25 protein-coding genes are annotated in these 19,474 nt (G+C 41.9%); 5 read left to right on the forward strand and 20 right to left on the reverse strand.

The features are described 5' to 3' along the window. Positions 1-12 precede the first annotated feature (12 nt). Genes ACNAZ4_RS00375 through ACNAZ4_RS00385 form a run of 3 tightly spaced genes read right to left on the reverse strand, consistent with a single transcriptional unit; the run spans position 13 to position 1,850 of the window. Positions 13-480 (reverse strand): S-ribosylhomocysteine lyase, encoded by a 468-nt coding sequence (locus ACNAZ4_RS00375; protein ID WP_415812221.1) that lies wholly within the window; start codon positions 478-480, stop codon positions 13-15. Further along, entirely contained in the window at positions 480-1,178 is a 699-nt protein-coding gene (gene mtnN / locus ACNAZ4_RS00380; protein WP_415812222.1) for a 5'-methylthioadenosine/S-adenosylhomocysteine nucleosidase, read from the reverse strand. The genes ACNAZ4_RS00375 and mtnN overlap by 1 nt, the downstream gene beginning before the upstream one ends. 24 nt (positions 1,179-1,202) lie before the next feature. Beyond that, on the reverse strand, positions 1,203-1,850 hold the full coding sequence (locus ACNAZ4_RS00385) for a class I SAM-dependent DNA methyltransferase (RefSeq protein WP_415812223.1): 648 nt from the start codon (positions 1,848-1,850) through the stop codon (positions 1,203-1,205). A 190-nt stretch (positions 1,851-2,040) separates the two neighbouring features. On the opposite strand from ACNAZ4_RS00385, the gene ACNAZ4_RS00390 reads away from it, so the two are divergent. After that, the gene (locus tag ACNAZ4_RS00390; protein WP_415812224.1) at positions 2,041-2,394 is read left to right on the forward strand and encodes a response regulator transcription factor; all 354 of its coding nucleotides are present in this window, start codon (positions 2,041-2,043) and stop codon (positions 2,392-2,394) included. A gap of 18 nt (positions 2,395-2,412) precedes the next feature. Here the strand turns inward: ACNAZ4_RS00390 and ACNAZ4_RS00395 are convergent, their stop codons facing one another. From ACNAZ4_RS00395 to ACNAZ4_RS00410, 4 genes are all read right to left on the reverse strand, one after another. Continuing rightward, positions 2,413-3,063: a Type 1 glutamine amidotransferase-like domain-containing protein gene (locus ACNAZ4_RS00395; RefSeq protein WP_415812225.1), complete on the reverse strand. Its 651-nt coding sequence runs from the start codon at positions 3,061-3,063 to the stop codon at positions 2,413-2,415. 118 nt (positions 3,064-3,181) lie between these two features. Beyond that, positions 3,182-3,739, reverse strand: coding sequence for a CPBP family intramembrane glutamic endopeptidase (locus ACNAZ4_RS00400; protein ID WP_415812226.1), 558 nt, complete (start codon positions 3,737-3,739; stop codon positions 3,182-3,184). A gap of 424 nt (positions 3,740-4,163) precedes the next feature. Further along, on the reverse strand, positions 4,164-5,459 hold the full coding sequence (locus ACNAZ4_RS00405) for an MFS transporter (RefSeq protein WP_415812227.1): 1,296 nt from the start codon (positions 5,457-5,459) through the stop codon (positions 4,164-4,166). 114 nt (positions 5,460-5,573) lie between these two features. Beyond that, positions 5,574-6,008 carry a GNAT family N-acetyltransferase gene (locus tag ACNAZ4_RS00410; protein ID WP_415812966.1) on the reverse strand — a complete coding sequence of 145 codons (435 nt, stop codon included), beginning with the start codon at positions 6,006-6,008 and terminating at the stop codon, positions 5,574-5,576. 158 nt (positions 6,009-6,166) lie between these two features. On the opposite strand from ACNAZ4_RS00410, the gene ACNAZ4_RS00415 reads away from it, so the two are divergent. Beyond that, positions 6,167-6,319, forward strand: a complete 153-nt coding sequence (locus ACNAZ4_RS00415) for a hypothetical protein (RefSeq protein WP_415812228.1) — start codon at positions 6,167-6,169, stop codon at positions 6,317-6,319. A gap of 230 nt (positions 6,320-6,549) precedes the next feature. On the opposite strand, the gene ACNAZ4_RS00420 is transcribed toward ACNAZ4_RS00415, so the two are convergent. Together ACNAZ4_RS00420 and sirA are read right to left on the reverse strand one after the other, a co-directional pair. Further along, the gene (locus tag ACNAZ4_RS00420) at positions 6,550-6,768 is read right to left on the reverse strand and encodes a YneF family protein (RefSeq protein WP_415812229.1); all 219 of its coding nucleotides are present in this window, start codon (positions 6,766-6,768) and stop codon (positions 6,550-6,552) included. Positions 6,769-6,926: 158 nt separating this feature from the next. Further along, positions 6,927-7,367, reverse strand: a complete 441-nt coding sequence (gene sirA, locus ACNAZ4_RS00425; RefSeq protein WP_415812230.1) for a sporulation inhibitor of replication protein SirA — start codon at positions 7,365-7,367, stop codon at positions 6,927-6,929. 252 nt (positions 7,368-7,619) lie between these two features. On the opposite strand from sirA, the gene ACNAZ4_RS00430 reads away from it, so the two are divergent. Next, a complete protein-coding gene (locus tag ACNAZ4_RS00430) occupies positions 7,620-8,255 on the forward strand; it encodes an FMN-dependent NADH-azoreductase (protein WP_415812231.1) in 636 nt (211 codons plus the stop codon). A gap of 39 nt (positions 8,256-8,294) precedes the next feature. Here the strand turns inward: ACNAZ4_RS00430 and ACNAZ4_RS00435 are convergent, their stop codons facing one another. The 10 genes from ACNAZ4_RS00435 to yneA all read right to left on the reverse strand — a co-directional run bounded on the left by ACNAZ4_RS00435 (position 8,295) and on the right by yneA (position 16,246). Next, positions 8,295-8,444 carry a hypothetical protein gene (locus tag ACNAZ4_RS00435; RefSeq protein WP_415812232.1) on the reverse strand — a complete coding sequence of 50 codons (150 nt, stop codon included), beginning with the start codon at positions 8,442-8,444 and terminating at the stop codon, positions 8,295-8,297. Between the two features lie 142 nt (positions 8,445-8,586). Further along, positions 8,587-9,282 (reverse strand): lysozyme family protein, encoded by a 696-nt coding sequence (locus ACNAZ4_RS00440; RefSeq protein WP_415812233.1) that lies wholly within the window; start codon positions 9,280-9,282, stop codon positions 8,587-8,589. Between the two features lie 99 nt (positions 9,283-9,381). Further along, entirely contained in the window at positions 9,382-10,128 is a 747-nt protein-coding gene (locus ACNAZ4_RS00445; RefSeq protein ID WP_415812234.1) for an SDR family NAD(P)-dependent oxidoreductase, read from the reverse strand. 116 nt (positions 10,129-10,244) lie between these two features. Beyond that, positions 10,245-10,670, reverse strand: a complete 426-nt coding sequence (locus ACNAZ4_RS00450) for a VOC family protein (protein WP_415812235.1) — start codon at positions 10,668-10,670, stop codon at positions 10,245-10,247. A 153-nt stretch (positions 10,671-10,823) separates the two neighbouring features. Next, positions 10,824-11,846, reverse strand: a complete 1,023-nt coding sequence (locus ACNAZ4_RS00455) for a hypothetical protein (protein WP_415812236.1) — start codon at positions 11,844-11,846, stop codon at positions 10,824-10,826. Further along, positions 11,843-12,397, reverse strand: a complete 555-nt coding sequence (locus ACNAZ4_RS00460) for an RNA polymerase sigma factor (RefSeq protein ID WP_415812237.1) — start codon at positions 12,395-12,397, stop codon at positions 11,843-11,845. The genes ACNAZ4_RS00455 and ACNAZ4_RS00460 overlap by 4 nt, the downstream gene beginning before the upstream one ends. Before the next feature lie 216 nt (positions 12,398-12,613). Beyond that, a complete protein-coding gene (gene tkt, locus ACNAZ4_RS00465; protein ID WP_415812238.1) occupies positions 12,614-14,623 on the reverse strand; it encodes a transketolase in 2,010 nt (669 codons plus the stop codon). 326 nt (positions 14,624-14,949) lie between these two features. Then, positions 14,950-15,183, reverse strand: coding sequence for a DUF896 domain-containing protein (locus ACNAZ4_RS00470; RefSeq protein WP_415812239.1), 234 nt, complete (start codon positions 15,181-15,183; stop codon positions 14,950-14,952). A 75-nt stretch (positions 15,184-15,258) separates the two neighbouring features. Further along, positions 15,259-15,906, reverse strand: a complete 648-nt coding sequence (locus ACNAZ4_RS00475; protein WP_415812240.1) for a YneB family resolvase-like protein — start codon at positions 15,904-15,906, stop codon at positions 15,259-15,261. A 25-nt stretch (positions 15,907-15,931) separates the two neighbouring features. Beyond that, positions 15,932-16,246, reverse strand: a complete 315-nt coding sequence (gene yneA, locus ACNAZ4_RS00480) for a cell division suppressor protein YneA (RefSeq protein ID WP_415812241.1) — start codon at positions 16,244-16,246, stop codon at positions 15,932-15,934. A gap of 153 nt (positions 16,247-16,399) precedes the next feature. On the opposite strand from yneA, the gene lexA reads away from it, so the two are divergent. Continuing rightward, the gene (lexA, locus tag ACNAZ4_RS00485; protein ID WP_415812242.1) at positions 16,400-17,023 is read left to right on the forward strand and encodes a transcriptional repressor LexA; all 624 of its coding nucleotides are present in this window, start codon (positions 16,400-16,402) and stop codon (positions 17,021-17,023) included. A gap of 178 nt (positions 17,024-17,201) precedes the next feature. Continuing rightward, entirely contained in the window at positions 17,202-17,399 is a 198-nt protein-coding gene (locus ACNAZ4_RS00490; RefSeq protein ID WP_415812243.1) for a hypothetical protein, read from the forward strand. Positions 17,400-17,449: 50 nt separating this feature from the next. Here ACNAZ4_RS00490 and ACNAZ4_RS00495 read toward each other — a convergent pair whose 3' ends face one another. After that, positions 17,450-19,372, reverse strand: coding sequence for an ATP-dependent DNA helicase (locus ACNAZ4_RS00495; protein ID WP_415812244.1), 1,923 nt, complete (start codon positions 19,370-19,372; stop codon positions 17,450-17,452). Positions 19,373-19,474 lie beyond the last annotated feature (102 nt).

Here is a 19,474-nt window from a genome sequence, read left to right on the forward strand (position 1 = left end):
TTTTAACTCTCCTTATTCAGCAAAAACCTGGCGCCATTCATCTTTCTTTTCCAGCATTTTCGCAGCGATTTCTTTAGCTCCCTCTAAGCTGTGGCTTGCCGCCCAGCCGCACTGGATTTCGTTGCACGCGGGTACCTCATCTGCCTCAAGTACATCTTTTAAAGTCTTTTCCAGTACCTCGAGGATATTGTCGTAATCATCATGATTGATCACAGAAAGGTAGAATCCAGTCTGGCATCCCATTGGGCTGATGTCGACAACTGTATCATGATGGTTGCGGATATTCTCAGCCATTAAATGCTCAAGTGAGTGGAGACCAGGCATTTCCATATGCTCCTTGTTCGGCTGGCAGAAGCGGATGTCATACTTATGAATGACGTCCCCACTCGCCCCCTGAGTCGTTCCCGCAAGCCTGACATAAGGTGCTACGACTTTCGTATGATCCAGATTAAAGCTTTCTACATTCATTTTCTTAACCATTACTTCTTCAGCTCCTCTAACATTAGTAAAATTAGTTCTGCAGAATTTTTAGCGGCCGTTTCAAGGAATTGGTCGAACGAAACATTCGAGTCCTTCCCAGCAATGTCTGATAAAGACCTGATGATGACAAATGGCACTTCGAATTGATGGGCAACCTGGGCGATTGCTGCTGCTTCCATTTCCGCAGCATACAATTGAGGCAGCTTGCTCCTGACGAATTCAACCCTCTCAGGGTCGCTCATAAAAGAATCACCTGATGCAATCAAGCCCTTCACGACCTGAATGTCATTGATTTTTTCTGCACTTTTTTCAGCGACAGTTACCAGTTTGTCATCCGGTGAAAAAAAGGCAGGCATTCTTGGCACCTGGCCATATTCATACCCGAAGATTGTAACGTCTACGTCATGGTGCCTTACCTCTGTCGAGATGACGACATCCCCGACATTCAGCTCTTTGTGGAAGCCACCGGCAGAACCTGTATTGATGATGACATCAGGCTGGAACTTTTCAATCAACAAGGCTGTTCCCATTGCCGCATTTACTTTCCCAATTCCCGACTTTAGCAGTACAACTTCCTGGTTATCAATCTTGCCATTGTAAAATTCACTTCCGGCAAGATTAATCTCTTCGATGTCTGCCATTTTACTGCGAAGCAAATCCACTTCTTCATCCATTGCACCGATAATTCCAATTCTCATTGCTGCAACTCTCCAATACTGTCTTTAATTTTTGTTTTTCTTAACAGCCTCCATCAGCCAAACATAGGGATTCATCTTTTCAAAACGAACCTCAAAACCGTTTTTTTGGAAAAGATGTTTCAGTACTTCAAGAGTCGTATAATACTCTCGTTCGAGGTCTTCAAGGAGATTTTCGAAACCCTGCTGTTTTACGATTCGATGACGATCTTTGCGATCCTTCTCATCTAAAAAAGCGGTATCAGCAAATACAATCTTTCCTTCGTCACCTAATATGTCGCTATAAAGTTTGATGGCGATATCCTTTTCTTCATCTGTCAGATGGTGAAAAGCATAGGTGCTGACGATTGAATCAACTTTTTGGGGCAATTCAGGGAACTGAATAAAATCCCCGTCATATAAGTCAATATCCAAAAATCTCGCTTTCGTTTTCTCCCTCATTACTTTTGAAGGCTCGACACCGAAAACCACTCTTCCTAATGAGATCAACTTTTCCGTAAGATTTCCTGTGCCTACTCCAAATTCCAGAACGGTCCCTTTTGACTTCGATGCTACTGCTTGTAATATTCTATCATAATCTTCGAATACTTCTTTATATTCAGCATCGTGGCCAGCCACTGTCTGGTCATAATTTTCTGCCCAATCATCAAACAATGGGATAAATTCCCTGCCCATATTCGTCACCCGCTTTTAATTTATATAATTCCTATAAGTATAGTATGAATTAAAATATTATAGGTCACATAATAGCACACACAATATTCGAAATCAATAAATTTTATCGTGATCACACTCCTAGCAGACAAGAAAACAACACCACAATAGTGTATACTTACATTAAACAAAGAACTTTCAGGGGGAAAATATGGGAAAGAGAGTACTGGTTGCTGAGGATGAGCAGCGGATTAGCCATTTGTTAAAGATGTACCTGGAAAGGGAGTCTTTCGTGGTCGATGTTGCTAACAATGGAATAGAAGCATTGGAAAAAGCAAAGCATGAATCATTCGATATTATCATCCTAGACATTTTAATGCCCGGGATGGATGGATTTTCAGTGTTGGAGGAAATCAGGAAGACCAAATCTACACCCGTGATCATGCTTTCTGCCAAAGGGGAGGCGCAGGACCTTAAACGCGGAGAAGAATTAGGTGCCAGCGAATACATCTTAAAGCCATTCAGCCCCAAGGACGTCGTTTCAAAGATAAAAGAACTGGTATAAACAAAAGGCATTGTGCAATTACAATGCCTTTTTCCTATGCCCGTTTCGAATCTGCTGCAGTTCTCCATAAATTTCGATATTGCCGTTATCGATGACGATCCCATCTCCATCGTTACATAGATATATTCGTTCATCATTTAGGGCGGAATATTCCAATAGCTTTTCCGGATTAACTTCTGGATCGCCCCAATGAGGCACGAATTCGAACCCGACAAGTTCCAGACCATGCAAATCATCTAATTTCACTTCGTTTTCATCAAGAAATGCAGCTATTTTAATGGACATGGTCATGATTATGCTTCCTGCACTGACACCGATTAATGGCTTCCCCTCTAGTGCCATCTTCTTTATCAGTGTTAGCATATTCCGTTCCTGTAGAATTTTTAAAAATGAGAACGTATTTCCACCAGACAAAAAAATGCCGTCACAACGTTTGAATTCTTCCAGCTTTCTTTCATCGAACTCCTGGTCGACATCGAAATATAAGAAGTCCGAAACACCCAGCCTCTCCAACTCCTGCTTCCCTTTAGCAAAATACCTTCTTTCCTTATCAGTTTTCGAAGGAACATAAGCAAGCTTAAAAGGCCTTGTAGAAAGTAACTCCCTGATTCTGCTGACTAGAGCAGGATTATTAATGCTGACATCACTTAGCAGGACTAATTTTTTCATCAAATCACACTTTCAAGAATTTTATCAGTTATGTTCACCATTAATCATTATAATTCCTAAAAAGCTTTCGGTAAAAAAAAGCAATTGACATATTCTTGCGCACATTCATAAAAACTTCCTAGCACTTTTCTCTTTCAAACTTGTTTCGAAGCAAATATACGAACAAAAACATCACGAAAGGTACAATGTAGCCGATCATTTCTAGAAATATGGTTGACTGTTCATACTTCGTGATGATAATTCCCCCATCCGTGCTGCCGAGAGGGCCGTTAAAAATGCCATAGCAGACGTTCAACCCCCAGTGAATGCCGGTATTCAACCAAAGTGACCCGGTTTTAAAAATTGCATAGGTCAATGATAACCCGAGGATAAGAGAAAACACCGTGTTGGACATACTGAACCCTTCATTCCATGTGTCGTCGAGGGAATAAAGCAGAAGGGAAATTATGAACACCCATCTCACAGGTATTTTCCCTATTAAATGCCCAAAAACAAACCCCCGCACGATGATGTCATTTAAAAAGGATCCGACTAAAAATATGAGCATTATCATAAGAAGTGATGTAATCATCTTTGGGAACGGCATTACACCTGCAATCTTAAATCCACCGAAAAGATATACGAGTATGTACTTCATGAGCCAAAACGAAAAACCGAGCATAAACCCAATCATCATATTTTTCCACCAATTTTGATGAAAATTTATTCCAATCTTTTTATACTCTTTTACTTTGGTAAGCGTTAAAATCCCCTTCAATAATGGGAAAAACAAAAGCACTAATATTACCTGAATATAAAATTGGCTTGATTTAGCAATTCCCAAGTTCAAATATAAATCCAGGGCTATGAAACCTAGAATTACTTTAACGTAATAACTCATATGTATCCCCTTATTCTATTTATCCTTATGATTCAGAAAGAAGCTACGGCTGTCTGCCGGTCGGCGGGTTTTATGAAGTCGCAGGACGAATTTCATGTAAAAGTTGGTGCTAAAAGAACCATTTTTATAGAAAAAAAGGGAAACCAATTCATACGCAAATTTGATCCCTGTAAACAAGTTATTTAATACCTCGGACCAAATTCATTTTGGAAAAGACTCCTCAATTTCTATTCGACCAAATCACAAATGGTATTAACACCAGGGATAGCACTCCGCCTGCCAACGATAAGAACGCAAAGCTCGAATTAGCGACGACCATGCCTGATAACATTCCGCCAGACGCTCCTGACAAAGCGACCATAACATCAATGGTGCCCTGCATTTTTGCCCGGTTGGTTGGATTGGTTGCATCGACAAGCAATGCTGTACCGCTGATCAGCCCAAAGTTCCAGCCCAGCCCCAGCAAGATGAGGGCCAGGGTAATCCAGAGCATGGACTCACCCGGGGCATATGCAGCCATAATGCCTGAAGCGAGCAATGTAACTCCTGAGGCAACAGCCATTGCCGCGCGTCCGATTTTATCCACAAGCACTCCTGTCAGTAAAGATGGAAGATACATGGCCCCGATATGGAAACCGATGACCATCCCGACAGCACTCAATCCATGGCCATGCCTGCCCATATGCACTGGAGTCATGGTCATGATAGCCACCATCACCATCTGGGTCAGTACCATGATCAGTGCAGCAACAGCAATACCCCGTTTATCTGTTGCTTCTTCTTCCTCGATGAATTCGCGGCTTGTGACTCTGGCATTCCGTTCTGCCAACGCTATTGCCCGTGCAACGACAAATGGATCAGGACGAAGGAAAAATAAGAGGACCAGACCTGCAACTATATAAGCTGCGGCGGCCAAAATGAATGGGCCGGATAAAGCGGGAACTCCTACCGATATTGCGAATTTTCCCATCACATCGACTAGGTTCGGCCCGGCCACAGCACCAAATGTTGTCGAAACCATCGCAATACTGACAGCTGTTGCACGCTGTTTCGCACTGGCCAAATCGGTGCCTGCATAACGAGCCTGCAAATTGGTCGCACTACCTGCACCATAAACCAACAGAGCGGCAAACAGCAGATATACATTATTGGTAACAGCAGCGATAATGACGCCTATAGCACCTATTCCACCTGTCAAAAATCCAGAAGCGAGCCCGGCGCGCCGGCCATACTGCTGGGAAAGGCGTCCGACAACGAGTGCTGCACCAGCTGATCCTAAAGTGAAAAGGGCGGTCGGAAGTCCGGCCACAGTGTCTGTACCAAGCATATCCTTGGCCAGCAAAGCACCTACCGTAATTCCGGCAGCGAGACCGGCACCGCCAAAAATTTGGGATAGGACAACGATTAATAAGGTTCTCTTGTATAAAGCCTTCTGCTTTTCGGGTGATTCAACATAAGCTTGCAGCCACTCGGGCTGACTCTCCGCCGCTGCTGCATCATCATATTGTTTAGACATTTCTTCAGCTCTCTCTTTCCGTAAAATGATATTCCAATTATACCATAAAGGGTATGAACGAAATATCAAATCGATCCATAAATCTTGAGTTTCGGTGATCAGATACCCGCTTTCTTACCGATCCCCGTCTTTTTTTGCCTGAATATATCCATAATATGCGCAAGTTCCGTTCTGAGAAAAATCCTTAACCTCGAAACCGCACTTTTCATAAAAACTGAAGTTGTTCGCGGAAGTATGGGCGAACCAGTCTCCATGAGGCAATTTCTGAAGACATAATTGCACAAGCTTCCTTCCGATGCCTTTCCCCCCGTACTCTGAAAGAACTGCCAGGTCCATAATATTCGCAGCCATAATTTGATCGGAAATAACTCTGACCATACCAACCATCTCATTTTGGTCCCACACCGTGAACGCCCAGGTAGAATCCCTAAAGATCAGTGAAGACTTCTCTTTTTGCCAATCGGGTATATTACCTGCCCACCCAGCGCCCTGGAACAACTTCTCAACCTGATCCGCAGGAACTCCATGCGTTCCTTCCCGGATAACCAGTCCGTTAAAATATTAATACATCTCTGTTCCCCTTTTTATGTTTGTTAGGGACATATATTCTTTATCAGTCACAAGATATCCTGCCAAAGTTTCACAATTACTTTCGCCGGTTAAAATGCTCAGCCATGACAAAGGCTAATTTCAGGAGGTGCTTTTAAATGGTCAGAATCCATAATCCCGTTAATGGTGATAAAAACAAACGAGGTGCAGACGGACAAATGCACGGCGGAACATTGGAAACAGCCGATGAGTTTTTTGACTCGATTTTTCAGCAAGGAGTTAAAAAGAAGGCCGGAGATAAACAAAAATAACGCCTATTGTTGGCGTTATTTTTGTTGATTAGTTGGATAGGCACATTCAAGAAATACTTCTGAAAAGCAAGGGAGTTTCTTAGACATTTCANCTTCTTAGCCNCTCCAAAATGTCCATTAAACACTGTTTCTTAGACATTTCATCTTCTGGGCCGCTCCAAAATGTCCATTAAAACCACAAACAATAAGAAAAGCACCCATCATGAAGATTGAGTGCTTGTCCTTCTTTATTATTTTCCTGTCTGCTTATTCATTGCTGACATCATTTGATTGATTTTCTTCTGGGATGGTTTCATACCCATTTGCATCATCATCATTTTTAGCATTTGTTCATTGATTGGCGGATTTTTCTTTAAGTAGCTCTCCATGTATTTACGAGCAATGAAAAATCCTAGCGCTACACCGACAACCAATGCCAGTATACCGACTAGAATAAATTGCCATACCATAAAAACTTCCTCCTTCATGTTGTCTAACATACAGTGTACTAAACCAACAGCTATTATACAATATCTGTGTATTTTTTTCTCTATCAAAAACACTCTTTAATGAACTTTTTTGTCATATTCCATTAAAAAGCTGTCTCTAGGAGCCGCTTTTGATAAAATTACACGTATTTCCGCTCTTTGATTGGCTTCAGCCAACCATATTTATTTGATTCAAGATCGATTGCAAGGAAGGATGATTCACATTTGCGGAGGATTTCAAAGAAGACTGTTTCAGTGTCTACCTGGCCATGGGAATCCAGCTCCAGCCATCTATCATGGACCCTGAGAATGGCAGAACTATCGTTTGTTTTGTTTTCATATACATAGGTTCCGTTCTCAACATAAAATCCTTGTGTCTTTGAGAGCTGCTGATGCAGCAGCTGATGTATTCTAAGAGCAGGAATCGGCCTCGTCACAAAGTCTACCTGTTTAGATGTGATTGATTTCAAATAACCTTTAGCTTGACTATTTTCTAAAAACAATTGATAAAACATCCGTTCTCTTCCGAAATAATGGGAGGCAAATTCATCTTCAATTAGATATAGCTGATAGGATCTCACGTGATCCCCTCCTCTGCAGACAAGCTTTTGTCTTTATTATAGAAAACCAATCGGTCTGCGTTTGTCTAATGATGCCGAAAATATCCACTAATCCTGTCGAATTCAAAACTTTCTTACATTTTATTATAAATTTCCCTTATTCCGTTGTCACGAATTTAGCAGTTACCACCATATTTCCAGAAAAAGAGGAATACTCGTTCTTGTTCAGGGGAATATATCAATGTTACTTTGAAAGAGAAAGGATGACTATACATGGCTACTGTACTTTATATTACTGCGAACCCAAAACCGGTTGAGGAATCATTCAGTTTATCGGTTGGTGAAGAATTCATTAAAGCTTACCGCGAAAACAATCCTGAAGATGAAGTGGTCAGACTCGACCTTTATAAAATGGACGTACCGTTTATCGATACAGATGTTTTCAGCGGCTGGGGCAAGTTACAGAAAGGTTCCGCATTCGAACATCTTAGTGACGAGGAAAAGCACAAAGTTAGCGCAATCAACACTCTGACTGATCAGTTCGTTGCGGGAGACAAGTATGTCTTTGTAACTCCATTTTGGAACTTCAGCTTCCCTCCTAAAATGAAGGCTTACATCGATAATATCGCAATTGCAGGAAAAACGTTTAAATATACAGCAGAGGGACCTGTGGGGCTGCTCGGCGGCAAGAAAGCCCTCCATATCCAGGCACGCGGCGGTATTTACTCAGAAGGAACTGCAAAAGAAATGGAATTTGGCGACCGTTACCTGCGCACGGTCCTCGCATTCATGGGAGTAGAGGATGCCGAAACACTTGCAATCGAAGGAATGGCAGCTATGCCTGACAAAGCAGAGGAAATCAAGCAGCAAGCAATCCAACGCGCCAACGAACTGGCAAAACAATTTTAGAGCAACAAAAAAAGCCTGTCTCCAGGCTTTTTTTACTGTTTATTTAACTCCGTCCAATGGAATATCCTTACGGTGTTCAAAGCTGAAAATGGTTCCTTTGCTGATTTGCTGTTCAACAGCTTTTTCCTGCTGGCCATCCTGGCTTACCAAAGCACCCTCTAACGGAATATCCTTGCCATACTCAAACATACGATACACCTCCTAATTATTATTATGGGTAGTTATTCCTAATATATTTCCCAAGATCAATCTATTTTCCTGCATATTGGAAATATTTATTTATGAAAAAACCACCCATTGTCCGGGTGGTTTTTTGGTCGCTGATGTATAGTTAAAATGAAGTTTTTCGTGAGGATTTACTTATTCCAGCTGGACTGCTGACAGAAATGCTTTCCATGTGCTTTGCCACTTTAGTGCTGTAGGTAAAATCGCCGTAGCAATATGGATAGCGGAAATTATTCGTGTTGCCTCCGCAATTATAGGTTTGCGGATTTTTCTCGACCTGGATCATTGAAAATTTCTTTGCCAGTTCCTCGCTGTGCTTATTGCCATTTTGAGCAACATAATCGATATAGCCGATTCCCATATTATATGCCTGGATAACAGTCGGAAAATCCACTTGCATCTTTTCACCGTAATTCATAACCCTTTGAAAATACTTCACACCCTGCTGTATGCTCTGTTGCGGGTCCTGGATCGTATTAGGTGCCAACCCCATGGATTCGGACGCTTGCATGGGATCGCCGCCCTTCCCTTTGCTTTCCTGCATCATTAGTGCGGCAACAGTTACAGTGTGTTCCTCGAGGCCGACCTTTTTCAATTCCTCTTCAATCATCGGGGTATATTTCGCTACGTCGCCAATTGAACTGCTCACACCTACATTGATTTTCTTTAAACTCTGATTATATAAATCAAGGAATCTATCAAAAAGGAAGAAACCTAGGAAGGCAACAAACAATAGGATTGCGAGATTGAAATTTCGTTGGATCTGCTTTCTCTTGTTCGGTTTCTTTTTTGAGTATTTCATTTTAGAACTTCTCTCCCAAATGTTTTCTTCCTCTATTTTATATAAATTCTCATGAAGTTAAAAGGGAGCGCTATCGAATTTAGCAACTCCCTTTCTTTTTTATTCTTCATATATCATTTTACGAGTCATTCCTCCATCGATGATCATGTCCTGGCCATTGATAAAATCATTTTCAGGATCCGCTAAATACAGGCATGCCCTCGCGATATCCTCCGGTTTTCCAACACGATTTGACCAATGCTGCAGATGGTCTTTCTCCCGCAATTCATCGTAATCCACTGTCTGAATCCAGCCCGGGCTTATAGAGTTCACTGTGATGCCTTTCTCTTGAAGCGAAGCGGCTAGAGCGTGGGTAAGCGCAACAATTCCACCTTTAGAGGAAGCATACGCTTCGGAATTCGGTTCAGACATAGTTGCCCTTGTTGACGCGATATTAATGATCCGTCCGTCTTTATCCATCCTTCTTGCAGCTTCCCGTGAGCCGATAAATACACTCCTGAGATTGGTAAATACAACATCCTCCCACTCTTCAGTAGTCAGCTCGAACAGCGGCTTGAATCTCGACACCCCGGCATTATTGATCAATACATCGATCTTCCCAAAATCACTTAACACACTATCCACAAGATTGACAATGTCTTTTTCTTTTCTGACATCTGTTTGATAAAAGCTTGCTTGTCCGCCGATCTCTTTTAGGTCAGATATCATTTCTTTTCCCCTGGATTCATCAATGTCTGCGATACAAACATTCGCATGTTCTTGTGCAAATGCTCTGGCAATTCCTTTGCCAATTCCATTAGAACCGCCTGTGATAATGATAGTCTTACCTTCATACTTTCCCGGCATAACCTATTTCCTCCTATTTAACTTAGTTGATATAACTATTGATTCCACTTTGTCCTTCCATTCAACCTCTTTATGTAAATAAAATAGCTAGGCTGCATCTGCAGCCCAGCCCGGGATTACTTATTACTTTCTGTTGATACTTGCCACTCGATGCCAAACTTGTCGGTCACCTGGCCGTAAGCCGGGCTCCAGAAGGTTTCCTGAAGGGGCATTGTTACCTTTCCGTCCACTTGCAATTTATCAAAGATCTCTTTTGCTTCCTCAGCATCATCCAACATAATCGCGATTGTTACCTGGGAACCAAGCTGATATGGATGGCCAGGGAATGTATCTGATAGCATAATGCCTGCACCACCAATTTTCATTTGGGCGTTCAACACTCGGTTTTTCGCTTCTTCAGGAAGAGGATGATCAGGGTTTGCAGGCATATCTCCAAAAGTTTGGAGACTGATTACTTCTGCTCCTAATGCCTCCTGATAAAACTTGACTGCTTCCTGGCCATTCCCGTTCGTTACTATGTAAGGGACAATTCCTGTTACCATAACAGCACCTCTTTCTTTTTTTAGAACATTAGTTCGAATATATTTTACCATTTACTGTCTCTCTATTCAATTTTAACTTAAAGAAGGCTATTTTCATTTCATTAGGATAGACAAGTAAAAAAAGCGGAAGAGTCCGCTTTTTTCCTTGTTTTTTCAATAAGGCAGTTCTTTTCCATTCTTATCTTCGACTATTAACTCGTATTCATCATCTTTTACTATGGAATTCGGCTTTTCGCTGTTGATAAATTTGTTGATTTCATCTCGAATTTTTTTAACTGTCTCTTCGGCTTCCAAATCCCCAGCTGCCAGGTTAGTTTTTATCATCATTTTCAATTTATTTTGTTTGTATGAATAGCTGTATCCTGTCACATGATATTCTTTTTTGAGTGCAAGTCCCTCATGTATGTTTCTTAAATAATCCATCCATATGTTTTCCCGTTTCTCTTTTTCAATATCAACGCTTTCTATGAATACATCCTTGTCGAACCCATAGGTTTTCACTGATTCAGTTGTCAGTTGTTTGATTTCGCCTGCTCTATTCTCTGTAATTGGTATTGCAACCTCAATTTTGCTGTTGAATGGATTTACATAAATGATCTCATACCCAGCACTCTTTAGATCAGCTTCAAGTTTTTCACCCAGTTCAGTCATTCCCTCTTCCTCCTTTGTAATGGGAGTAACTTCAGGAATATATGAACTCACTTTAATCTTATAGGAATCATAACCTTTACTTTTCAGAACCTTCTCTGTGACCGCGGTGATTTTCTCTCGTTCCCGGTCAGCGTCCTTTTCAGAACCTTCTAAACTGATTTCAAATCTAGTCACTTCGCCCGGGGTCATCCCTAGAGTAAAATTTTCATACCCTTCCTTCTCTAGCGCTTCCCAAAGCATTACATCAACAGATTTCGTCTTGAATACCTGACCAAGATAAGGGATTTTAGAAGCCATTTCTGCAACAGAAGGATTGAGAAATGCTGAGCCGGTTATTACCCCTAATGTTATTACTGCGGCTGCAGCAAATGGGAACATTCTTTTTCTTCTTATCTTGTCAGCGGCCTTCTTTGGTTCTGCCTCTACTTTAATGTTCTTGGCAAAATCGTATAGTGAAGATGGCACCTCAATCTTCTTCAAATCTTCTTCTAGCTCCTTTTTGATCATCATGTCCTCATTTTTCATTGAGTGCTCACCCCTATTATTTGATTTTCCATCAACTTGTTTTTGAGTGCTTTCCTGGCCCTGTGAAGATGTGATTTGACTGTTGAAGTTTTCATGCCTAGCATTTCAGAAACTTCTTGAATGGTGAAATCCTGATAGTAGTAAAGGAGCAATACATTCCGATAATCACCGTTCTTGAGTGACTGGATGCCTTGACTGATCTCGAGTTGAATTTCATCTTCAAGAACAGTTTCCATAACTCCACGTTGATCCTTTAGCGTTTCCATTTCAATTACCGTTTCTTTCAGTCTTGCATTCTTTCTTATGTTATCGATCGAACGATGGGAGACTAGTTTGTAAAACCAGGTGGTAAAATACATGATTTCCTTTCCGGCTATAATATTTCGATATGCTTCTAGCATTGCATTTTGGACGACTTCTTCTGCTTCTTCCTTTGACCGGACAATACTGTAACTTGTTTTATATGCTTTTTCAATCAGGGGATTCAATAACTCAGCGAAAGCAGATTCATCTCCAATCCTGATTCGCTGCATCAATTCTGACTGTTCCAAAAGCAGCACCTCCTTGTTTGTTTCTATTCTTTAGGCGATAACAATTCCTTTCTGGTTGCACAGAAACGAAAAATTTTATAATAGTTATGCTCTTGCGATCAAGCGTATTGATCGATATTAAGCCAAATTGATTTTAACATAAATCCTCACTAATAATTTCCAAATCAAAAAGAGCACGCAACCATTAATGGTTACGTGCTCTTTATCACGATAATTTTAGTTTTGTTCAATCAATGCTTTAACACGTGCAACTACATTGTTGACAGAGAATCCGTACTCTTCCATGATTTTTTCTCCTGGAGCAGAGGCACCAAAAGTATCGATCGCAAGTACTTCTCCCTCGTCACCAACATAACGGTGCCAGCCTAATGAAGATCCCATTTCGATTCCAAGGCGCTTCTTGACAGACTTTGGAATGACACTTTCTTTGTATTCCTTTGATTGCTGCTCGAAGCGATCCCATGCAGGCATGCTGACAACAGCAACATCTATTCCTTCTGAAGCAAGAGCTTCTTGTGCTTTTACAGCCAGACCAACTTCTGAACCTGCTGCAAGAAGAAGTGCATCTGCAGTTTCTTTTCCAGCTGGAGAAATGACATAAGCACCTTTTGATACGCCTTCGTATGCATTCTTGTCCGTATTCTTGATTGTCGGCAAGTTTTGGCGAGTCAGCACTAGAGCTGTAGGATTCTTAGTCGATTCAATTGCCAGCTTCCATGCTGCTGCTGTTTCGTTGCCATCTGCAGGACGAATTACAGACAGGTTTGGCATGGCGCGTAGTCCAGCAAGCTGTTCAACTGGTTCGTGGGTTGGACCATCTTCTCCTACGGCGATGCTGTCATGTGTGAACACATAGGTTACAGGCAAGCCCATTAACGCAGCAAGTCTGATTGCCGGCTTCAGGTAATCAGAGAATACGAAGAATGTTCCGCCAAACACCTTCAAGCCGCCGTGGAGTGCCATACCGTTCATAGCTGCTCCCATTGCGAATTCACGTACGCCGAACCAGATGTTGCGGCCTTCGAATGAACCTGGGAAGAAGTCACCTGTTCCCTTGATCATCGTTTTGTTTGATCCAGCAAGGTCAGCAGATCCTCCGATCAAGTAAGGAAGGTTTTTCGCAATGCCGTTAAGTGCTTCACCAGAAGATGCACGGCTAGCAAGGCTCTTGCCTTCTTCGTATACAGGAATGTCTTTATCCCATCCTTCTACTAACTCACCCTTCATGGCTTTTTCAAGCTGGGCACCTAGTTCTGGATACTCACTCTTATATTGAGTGAATTGTTCATTCCATGCTTGTTCTGTTTGTTCACCTTTTTCAGCGATTTGCTGTTTAAAGTGATCATAAACTTCACTTGGTACATGGAAGTCCTCTTCAAAAGTCCACTTGTAAGCTTCCTTAGTCAGCTTCAATTCATCTGCGCCAAGCGGAGCTCCGTGAACATCTGATTTACCAGATAGGTTCGGTGATCCATATCCAATGACGGTCTTAACTTCAATCATGGTCGGACGGTCTGAATCAGTTTTCGCTTCCTCGATCGCTCTTGCGATTTCTTCCAGGTTGTTGCCATCTTCAACGCGGATATATTGCCATCCATACGCCTTGAAACGTCCTTCAATGCTTTCGGAGAATGACTTATTAAGGTCGCCATCAAGTGATATATCATTTGAATCGTAAAGGACAATCATCTTGCCCAATTTCAGGTGAGCTGCAAGGGAAGCTGCTTCAGCTGAAACACCTTCCATTAGATCGCCATCACCGCAAATGGTATATGTATAGTGATCAACGATAGTATAGTTATCTTTGTTATAGGCAGAAGCAAGGTGACGTTCAGCCATTGCCATACCTACTGCCATGGCAATTCCCTGGCCAAGCGGTCCAGTTGTTGCATCTACACCGGCAGTGTGTCCAAACTCAGGGTGTCCTGGTGTCTTGCTTCCCCACTGACGGAATTGCTTAATATCTTCCATGGATAAATCATAACCTGCCAGGTGCAGTAAGCTGTAAAGCAGCATAGAACCATGGCCGGCAGACAAGACAAAACGGTCTCGGTTGAACCATTCAGGATTCTTAGGGTTGATGTTCATGTATCGCGTCCATAATGTGTAAGCCATCGGTGCAGCCCCCATCGGCATGCCTGGGTGGCCTGAATTCGCTTTTTCAATCGCATCAATCGATAACGTACGAATGGAATCAATTGAAAGCATATCAATTTCTTTAAACATTAAATACATCCTTTCTATAGGTACTGGCTACATCCTTAATATTATAGCGAGAGAAATTATTATACAACAAATTATGCCTGAAGGAGACAGAAAAGGCCGTATTGTTATTTATTTTGACACATACTAGCTGTAGTTATGTAATTGATCAGTCCTGAAGAAGACAGAAGACAGTTTGCGACTTATAAGCTAAGGGACATTATTATCTATAACATTGCTGATTTTCCACTTCAGCCATCGCATAAAACATCCGATTTCAATTGTGCTCTCTCCAATGCTGCCAAAATAAAAATGGAATACATTCTCTCATGTATTCCAATCTGAATATATTAATGAAGTTTATTCTTCATTTTTTCTTCTTTTAATTTTTCAGGTGTTACATCATTGCCCTCTGGATCGACAATGGTAACTCCCTTGAGCGTATTAAGCATAGAAGAACGGAATGATTGGAGATATTCTGCGCGAAGCTTCGTCTGTTCCTTTGCTTCTTCTTCAGTCAGCTTCGATGTTTTTGCTTTCCTCGCCAGCTCATTGATTCTAGCAATTTTATCACTTGATAGCATTGTAAATCTCCTTTGTAAAAAAGTACGTCAAATGATATCTTACTAAATTTTTTTGAGTTTTACAAGAAAGGAGCCTCATTCCTCATTTGTCTCGATATACTCAAGATATCTTCGATTGACTGTCGCCTTGGAAACATTGTAGCCGAATCCTTTAAGAGTCGCGGCAATTTCAGCAAAAGTAAGTCCATTATTCCGCAGCCTGACAATTTCCGCAATCGGCATGTCTTTTCTATCCCTGCCGGAATGTTCACCCTGGTTTTTGAGATTGCGCTGAGGCTTGTAACCATGGTCGACCGCACGTTTCATTCCGCGTTTGATTTTTATGTTATGGATCTTCCTCTGATACTCTTCCACCATGCTGACAATCTGGAGTACCATGGAATCCGATTCAGATAGTTGAAGTTCCCCACTGTGGGAGATGCTGTATAACTTAACGTTCTCCTTGAGAATGCAGTGAAGGATCGCAACCTTTGCATTTCCTCTTCCAAGCCTGGTCTCATCCTGAATCAATACGGCATTGACCGACTTGTCCTTGATCAACTCCAGAAGTTCGAGGATCCCGTCCCTTTCAAGGTCATACCCACTGGCTTGTTCCTTAATGATACTCATCACTTCGAATCCACAGTCTTCTGCAAGACGGAGTAATTCTTCCTCCTGCCTGGCAAGCGATGTTTCCTGTGTTTCCTTCGTAGTACTTACCCGGCAATAAATAATCGCTTTCATGCTGTCACCTTATTCTATGTACAAATTATCTTTCTGCTCCGGCAATCTGAGTAGGTTCCACATATTCATCTCTTACCGGGATGACAAGTTCATCTCCTGGAAAGACCCGTTCGCCTACGATCCCATTTTCTTTTTCTACCCAGCTCACGAATTCATTTTTTGACAAATGATGTTCACTGGCATATGTCTCAGCGATCTCCCACAGTGATTGTCCTTCTTCTATAGTAACAGTTATGTATGCTTCCTCGTTATTTAAATGTGCTTTTGCCACGAGTGAAAAAATCACGCTGACAGCAAGAAGGATCAAGGCGTAAGAATAGTTATCCCATATTTTTTTCATGTCCGACACTCCTTAACGAATATATGTTCGCTTATTTGATTTTATTATAATACGAACATTTGTTTCGTGTCAACTTGAAATTCGAACTTATGTTTGTATCTGTGGGATAGACATGGTATAATTAGGACAAGAAAATATACGAGGTGCGTGAAAATGACAAAGTTATCAAAGCGGCAACAAGATATATTTGAATTCATTAAAGGTGAAGTCAAGAAAAAAGGATATCCGCCATCCGTACGCGAAATCGGTGAAGCAGTTGGACTGGCATCAAGTTCTACTGTACACGGCCACCTTGCAAGGCTCGAAAGCAAAGGGCTGATCCGACGGGACCCTACAAAACCGCGCGCAATTGAAATTCTGGAAATTGAAGATGAAACCCGTATCCCTAAATATAATGTTATCAACGTGCCTGTTGTCGGTAAAGTTACAGCCGGTATGCCAATAACGGCAATCGAGAATGTAGAAGAATACTTCCCTCTACCAGACCGTCTGGTTCCTCATGATGAGCAGGTTTTCATGCTGGAAATCATGGGTGACAGTATGATTGAAGCTGGGATCCTTGATGGGGACTACGTAATCGTCAAGCAGCAAAAGACAGCCAATAATGGAGATATCGTAGTAGCAATGACAGAGGATGACGAAGCTACTGTCAAACGTTTCTTCAAGGAGAAGGACTATTTCAGGCTCCAGCCGGAAAATTCCTCAATGGAACCGATCATCCTTCGTAATGTATCGATTCTTGGTAAAGTCATCGGTGTCTACCGTCATATGCACTAAAAAGCAAGCGGGCTCCGCTTGCTTTTTTTCGTTCTATTAAACTTTCATTCTTTAAATGATTCTATGAGAAGAGCACATTCGCCATCAAAAATAGATACAAGCCCGGACAACTTGTCCCTTTTCCGAATAAGATATCGTGTAAGCAAACATTTCTTTTTGGAAAGGAGTTGAGTCTCGAATGGGAAACAACCGGAATAACAACGACGTCGCAGGAGTTTTCTTTCCTAACCGCAACAATAACCAGGTAAGGGCGACTGTTGATTTTGATGACCTCTGCCGTGCTGTCCGTCGATGCATCATCAATGATTTGGTTGCTGGTGCACAAGATGAGAATGATCGCGGCCGCGATCATAGAAAATGCGGATGCAGAAACTAATTTTTCTCAAAAAATCCCGAAAGGCTTAGACCTTTCGGGATTTTTTTATCTTAATGGATTTCTTTTACAGGTAGCACTCCTGTTATTTCTTTCATGAATTCTGCTTTTTGTGCGCCGGTAATCCACAAGTGCACGACACCTTGATCCTGGCTGCTTCTGATCAGCCGGCCTATACCCTGTCTTAATCGAAGCAGCATGTATGGAACGTCAACTTCTGCTGCAGGGTTGGCCGCATGCTTCCGTTTTGCCTGGAAGACCGGGTCATGAGGCGGGAATGGCAATGAAGCGATAATAACCTGTTTCAAAGATTCACCTGGAACATCAAGACCTTCCCATAGACTGTATGAGCAAAGTACAGAGCTGGTGACATTCTGGAAGTCTTTTACGGTTTCACTGATTTCGCGGTCGCCTTCAAACAGGATGGCAAAATTCCATTCCTGTTGATCGGACCATATTCTGAACCTTTCCATTTCCTGCATGGAAGAAAACAAAACCAGGGAACTTCCATTGGAAGTTCGCAAATCCGTACCTATCTGCTCCCACTTTTGATTTTCGTCATCCCTGATATGTGCTCTAATTTCCATTTGCTCTTCATAATCAAATGGTGAAGCTACCGTGAAAGAAGAATATTTTTCAATCCCAAGACTCCTGGCTATATAGTTGAAGTCCCCTGCCTGGGATAGAGTTGCTGATGAGAACACAAAAGGGATATTTTGTGCAAAAACTTCTTTTTTCAAGATGTCCTCTACCAGGCGAGGCATGATCACGAGTGAAGATTGGACTTCATTCTCTTCAAGCCAGAAAATCCCTTCATCATTCTTCAGGAAAATCGATAGACCATACGCGAAAAACTCGAGGTATTCTTCCATGATTTTCAAGTGGTATTCATCAATCAGGAACATTTCTGCGTCAAATACCAGCTGGTCCATTAATTCGCTGACCTTCTTTTCCAAAGTTTCAGCTGTTTTCCTGATCGCAGGATGCTTAGCAACTTCTTTCCGATTCGAACCCTCAACAGCAGTCGAGTTCTCAACCAGCAGGTCGAACCATGAATCATGCAGCTCTATAATATCCTCGATTAGATAAAGAGATTCCTCCCGGACATCCTGGTGCATATAACCTGTTAACACAGTCGTCAGAGTTTGCGAATTAAATCTGTAAGTCAGTCCTTTTTGTGCTGCGAATTCAAGCAAATGGCCTTCATCGAATATGACGGTACTTGCTTCTGGCAGCAATGGCATCTGGCCCTCTCTTTTGCGTGATTCTTTTGTCCAGACATGTTCCATGTAAAAATCATGCGAGCAAATAATCAAGTCTCCGGCATGTCGATAGTAATCACGATTCAATGTTTGTCCACAGCGATGGCGCCAGCTGCACGTCGAACATTGCTGGAGCGGATCCCAGGCCATCTGGGACCATTTTTCATTCGTGACCCATGGATATTCCTTCCGGTCACCATAACGGCTGAACGAATTCATTGAAATGCCTTCATCAAAAATAAAGTCAGGCAGCTGGTCATGGACATCAAGAACTTCCATGTCGTCAGAAGTGTTGGAAAGCTCATCAAGCTTCTTGACACATACATATTGCTCCCTTGCTTTTGCAAGCCTGACGTCCACCTTGAGTCCTAATGCCTGTTCGAGTTTCTCGATATCTCCGCCCTCTTTTACGAGCTGTTCAATCAGCGTTTCATCTGAGCAGGATACAATCGCAGGCTTCCCCATATAACGAGCATAGAGAATCGCGTAAATCAGGTATACGAAGGTCTTTCCTGTACCTACACCAGCTTCCGCAAACACAATTCCTTTGTTCTTAAAGGCCTGTTCCACCTGGAAAGCCATATAAATCTGTTCGTCGCGCAACTCATAGCCCTTTTCAGGCAAAATATCATAAAAAACATCACCAATGTAATCTCCTAATAAATCAAAGAATGTATCATTTTTAGTGATGGTAAATGGAAGGTTTTTTGTCATTCAGGTTCTCCTTGAAAATTGATTCTGGCTAAAAGCCAGCTTTAATCATAACAGAAAAAAGTGCTGTACGTGAAAGAATTCATTCTGGTAAAAATTCTAATT

The organism is Mesobacillus thioparans, from assembly GCF_965138835.1.
Lineage (GTDB): Bacteria > Bacillota > Bacilli > Bacillales > Cytobacillaceae > Mesobacillus > Mesobacillus thioparans.

Coding starts and splice junctions, on each gene's coding strand:
- ACNAZ4_RS00375 (WP_415812221.1), bottom strand. CDS start 480: ATGGTTAAGAAAATGAATGTAGAAAGCTTTAATCTGGATCATACGAAA.
- mtnN (WP_415812222.1), bottom strand. CDS start 1,178: ATGAGAATTGGAATTATCGGTGCAATGGATGAAGAAGTGGATTTGCTT.
- ACNAZ4_RS00385 (WP_415812223.1), bottom strand. CDS start 1,850: ATGGGCAGGGAATTTATCCCATTGTTTGATGATTGGGCAGAAAATTAT.
- ACNAZ4_RS00390 (WP_415812224.1), top strand. CDS start 2,041: ATGGGAAAGAGAGTACTGGTTGCTGAGGATGAGCAGCGGATTAGCCAT.
- ACNAZ4_RS00395 (WP_415812225.1), bottom strand. CDS start 3,063: ATGAAAAAATTAGTCCTGCTAAGTGATGTCAGCATTAATAATCCTGCT.
- ACNAZ4_RS00400 (WP_415812226.1), bottom strand. CDS start 3,739: ATGATGATTGGGTTTATGCTCGGTTTTTCGTTTTGGCTCATGAAGTAC.
- ACNAZ4_RS00405 (WP_415812227.1), bottom strand. CDS start 5,459: ATGTCTAAACAATATGATGATGCAGCAGCGGCGGAGAGTCAGCCCGAG.
- ACNAZ4_RS00415 (WP_415812228.1), top strand. CDS start 6,167: ATGGTCAGAATCCATAATCCCGTTAATGGTGATAAAAACAAACGAGGT.
- ACNAZ4_RS00420 (WP_415812229.1), bottom strand. CDS start 6,768: ATGGTATGGCAATTTATTCTAGTCGGTATACTGGCATTGGTTGTCGGT.
- ACNAZ4_RS00430 (WP_415812231.1), top strand. CDS start 7,620: ATGGCTACTGTACTTTATATTACTGCGAACCCAAAACCGGTTGAGGAA.
- ACNAZ4_RS00435 (WP_415812232.1), bottom strand. CDS start 8,444: ATGTTTGAGTATGGCAAGGATATTCCGTTAGAGGGTGCTTTGGTAAGC.
- ACNAZ4_RS00440 (WP_415812233.1), bottom strand. CDS start 9,282: ATGAAATACTCAAAAAAGAAACCGAACAAGAGAAAGCAGATCCAACGA.
- ACNAZ4_RS00445 (WP_415812234.1), bottom strand. CDS start 10,128: ATGCCGGGAAAGTATGAAGGTAAGACTATCATTATCACAGGCGGTTCT.
- ACNAZ4_RS00450 (WP_415812235.1), bottom strand. CDS start 10,670: ATGGTAACAGGAATTGTCCCTTACATAGTAACGAACGGGAATGGCCAG.
- ACNAZ4_RS00455 (WP_415812236.1), bottom strand. CDS start 11,846: ATGAAAAATGAGGACATGATGATCAAAAAGGAGCTAGAAGAAGATTTG.
- tkt (WP_415812238.1), bottom strand. CDS start 14,623: ATGTTTAAAGAAATTGATATGCTTTCAATTGATTCCATTCGTACGTTA.
- ACNAZ4_RS00470 (WP_415812239.1), bottom strand. CDS start 15,183: ATGCTATCAAGTGATAAAATTGCTAGAATCAATGAGCTGGCGAGGAAA.
- ACNAZ4_RS00475 (WP_415812240.1), bottom strand. CDS start 15,906: ATGAAAGCGATTATTTATTGCCGGGTAAGTACTACGAAGGAAACACAG.
- yneA (WP_415812241.1), bottom strand. CDS start 16,246: ATGAAAAAAATATGGGATAACTATTCTTACGCCTTGATCCTTCTTGCT.
- lexA (WP_415812242.1), top strand. CDS start 16,400: ATGACAAAGTTATCAAAGCGGCAACAAGATATATTTGAATTCATTAAA.
- ACNAZ4_RS00490 (WP_415812243.1), top strand. CDS start 17,202: ATGGGAAACAACCGGAATAACAACGACGTCGCAGGAGTTTTCTTTCCT.
- ACNAZ4_RS00495 (WP_415812244.1), bottom strand. CDS start 19,372: ATGACAAAAAACCTTCCATTTACCATCACTAAAAATGATACATTCTTT.